Annotated in this window: 3 protein-coding genes; 2 read left to right on the top strand and 1 reads right to left on the bottom strand. The window is 42.5% G+C overall.

The window, feature by feature from the left end:
- Positions 1–120: 120 nt before the first annotated feature.
- Positions 121–636 (top strand): RNA 2',3'-cyclic phosphodiesterase, encoded by a 516-nt coding sequence (thpR, locus tag B4K20_RS14280; protein WP_289283410.1) that lies wholly within the window; start codon positions 121–123, stop codon positions 634–636.
- Between the two features lie 2 nt (positions 637–638).
- Here the strand turns inward: thpR and B4K20_RS14285 are convergent, their stop codons facing one another.
- On the bottom strand, positions 639–1,286 hold the full coding sequence (locus B4K20_RS14285; protein WP_286304095.1) for a TetR/AcrR family transcriptional regulator: 648 nt from the start codon (positions 1,284–1,286) through the stop codon (positions 639–641).
- Positions 1,287–1,569: 283 nt separating this feature from the next.
- Here B4K20_RS14285 and B4K20_RS14290 point away from each other — a divergent pair, with 283 nt between their 5' ends.
- The gene (locus tag B4K20_RS14290; protein WP_289283411.1) at positions 1,570–2,760 is read left to right on the top strand and encodes an efflux RND transporter periplasmic adaptor subunit; all 1,191 of its coding nucleotides are present in this window, start codon (positions 1,570–1,572) and stop codon (positions 2,758–2,760) included.
- Positions 2,761–2,793 lie beyond the last annotated feature (33 nt).

Genomic DNA, 2,793 nt, shown 5'->3' on the forward strand with positions numbered 1-2,793 from the left:
ATGTCACTGAATATAATGAAAATGAAGCAGTTGATGAATGTATTAAACGTGCCGATATGGCTTTATATCGAGCAAAAGAGCAAGGCAGAAATCAAACCATTGTGTTTTGATTGAACAATAGTGCGACGTTTATTTTTTGCATTATGGCCAGATGAGCTCACCAGAACGAGACTCAAGTTGTTATCTCAACAGTGTGATCAGCTTGGGTTGAGAAAATTAAAGCCAAGTAATTTTCACATGACATTGTTTTTTATTGGCAATGTCGAAGAACGACTTGTCACCATTTTGCTTGAGCGAGCCAAAAATATTCGAGTAACGCCAATATCACTTGAGTTTAACGAGCTGGATTATTGGCCGAAACCAAAAGTATTGTGCCTGACCTGTCAAAGACAACCCATGTCTTTATATAACTTGGTGAATGCATTAAACCTGATGATGGCAGATCTACCTATAAGACAGGAAGCTCGTCCATTTCGTGCCCACATCACGCTAGCAAGAAAAGCAAAAAAACGGCCTCACATCACATTTAAACCCGTGTCATTAGCAGCTGTATCTTTTGCACTGGTTGAGTCTATATCCACTGAAGATGGTATCCAGTATCAGGTTATAGAGAGTTGGCCACTTCGTGAGGGATAATTTTATTTACTTAATGTCGGCTCAGATTGCCAGGTAGCCGATTCAGCAAACCAGAATTCTTCTTTCACCCCAAGTAAACGATACAAGCCCTCAGGCAGATCTTTTCTCACGGTCGAGATATCAGGCTGAAGATGAGAAAAACTCATCACACCGTGAATGTAGTTATACATCATCCGGCCTAAGCTTTCTGGTTCTGTTTTATAGTGTAAGTAACCCGCAGAGTCCAGTGCTCTAACAAGTGCAATATCATAGTTAATAGCGGTTTGTGATAGAGAGCGTAAGGCCTCTAACACCATTTCATCATCTGTTCCAATTTGAGCACCCGCATTAAAAAAAGGGCAACCTGGTATGCGTTTGTTTGGAGTATTGATTTTAGATTTGAAAACGAATTCGATGAGATTTTCGAGTTGTTGAAGTGGGGTGTATAGAGGAGAAAAAACCGCGTCCAGATCAGCTCTTATCACTTGCCAGTAATAACTTGCTGCTTCACAAAACAAAGAGGCTTTAGACTCGAAGTGGTGATAGAACGCACCTTTAGTGACGCCTGCCTGACGACAGATATCATTGACGCCCACACAGTTGTAATTGCTTTGCCAGATCAGCTCCAGTGCTGTGGCTAATAGTCTTTCTCGAGTCTCAGTAACAGACATATATGTATAAACCGTTCGTTTAATTGGATAGTATAAATACCGCTTGGTTTGTGTGACAAGAAAAATGGATGAATAAATCCCTCGCGTTTTTGTCATCAGCCATATTACATCTACCTTTTTAAGGGGTATATGGTTGTTTTATATAAAACTTAGTGAAAAGTTGACTATTTTTATCAGTCATATTGACTAGCATACCGGTCGGTATGTATTCTGTTGCGATTTATCCTGTCAAGGATAGTTTTTATAGGGACCTGCCAGAGCTGTCTGGCTCACGGAGATTTTCATGTCTGAACTATCATCAAATCATCAAAACCGTGGCTGGTTAAAGCTGATTCTGTTTATTTTTATTTGTATTGCTGCTGGCGCAGCGTATATGTCTTACGCAAATGAAGGTGAAGAGCCGGCTCAAGCGGCAGCGCCAAACACGCCGCCACCGCCTGTGGCAGAGGTCATTACACTTCAACCTGAAGAAGTCCGTATCTGGACACGCTTCTCAGGTCGTCTCAGTGCGGTTGATAAAGCGGATATCAAACCTTTGGTGGGTGGTGAACTTCAAAAAGTATTGTTTGATGATGGCCAACTAGTGGGGAAGAATGAACTGCTGTTTGTTATTGACCCACGTCCATATAAAGCTGCTTTAGCGAGCGCTGAGGCACAATTGGCATCCGCTAAATCAAGAGCGACATTAGCGAAAGATGAGTTAGCTCGTGCGGAAAGATTAGTTAAAGATAAATTAGTCTCAGACAGTGTGTTTGATGCAGCAAAAAATGAGAATCAGGTTTCTGTGGCTGCCATACGTGAGGCGGAAAGTGCTGTTTCTCAAGCGAAACTGAACCTGAATTATTGCTATATCCGTGCGCCGTTTGCCGGGCGAGTCAGCCGCGCTGAATTAACGGTAGGTAATATTATTGAGACGGCGCCAAGTTCACCTGTTTTGACTACCATCGTAGCCAATGATCGTTTTTATGCTGAGTTTGATATAGATGAGCAAACCTATATCAAAATGATGAGAAATAATCATACCGAGCAGAAAATGCCAGTCGATATGACATTGGCAGCAGATGAAAGTGTGGTCTATCACGGTGAAATCCATTCTTTAGATAACCAGTTAGATATTGCCAGCGGCACCATCCGGGCACGTGCCATTTTTGATAACAAAGATGGGGCGTTAACACCCGGTATGTATGCCAATGTCAGAGTTGGGGCTGCAGAGAAACAACAGGCTTTATTGATTCCAAATCGGGCTATCGGCACCAACCAAGATAAGAAATTTGTTTTTGTTATCAATGCTGAAAATCAGGCTGTGTATAAGGAAGTGCAGTTAGGCGGACATCATCAAGGTAAACGCTTGGTGTTATCAGGATTAAATACGGGTGACCGAGTCGTGGTGAATGGCTTGTCTCATGTCCGTGCGAATATGGTGGTGTCACCCAAATCCGTGGCTGAAACAGATGAAGCCGCCACGACAGAATAATGCTGCCAGTCAGTTAAATCGCTTTGTAGCGTA

The sequence above is a fragment of the Methylophaga sp. UBA5088 genome (assembly GCF_002414625.1).
Taxonomy (GTDB): domain Bacteria; phylum Pseudomonadota; class Gammaproteobacteria; order Nitrosococcales; family Methylophagaceae; genus Methylophaga; species Methylophaga marina.

Bases quoted from the DNA above. Each gene is read 5' to 3' on its own strand.
- B4K20_RS14285 (WP_286304095.1), bottom strand. From the start codon at position 1,286: ATGTCTGTTACTGAGACTCGAGAAAGACTATTAGCCACAGCACTGGAG.
- B4K20_RS14290 (WP_289283411.1), top strand. From the start codon at position 1,570: ATGTCTGAACTATCATCAAATCATCAAAACCGTGGCTGGTTAAAGCTG.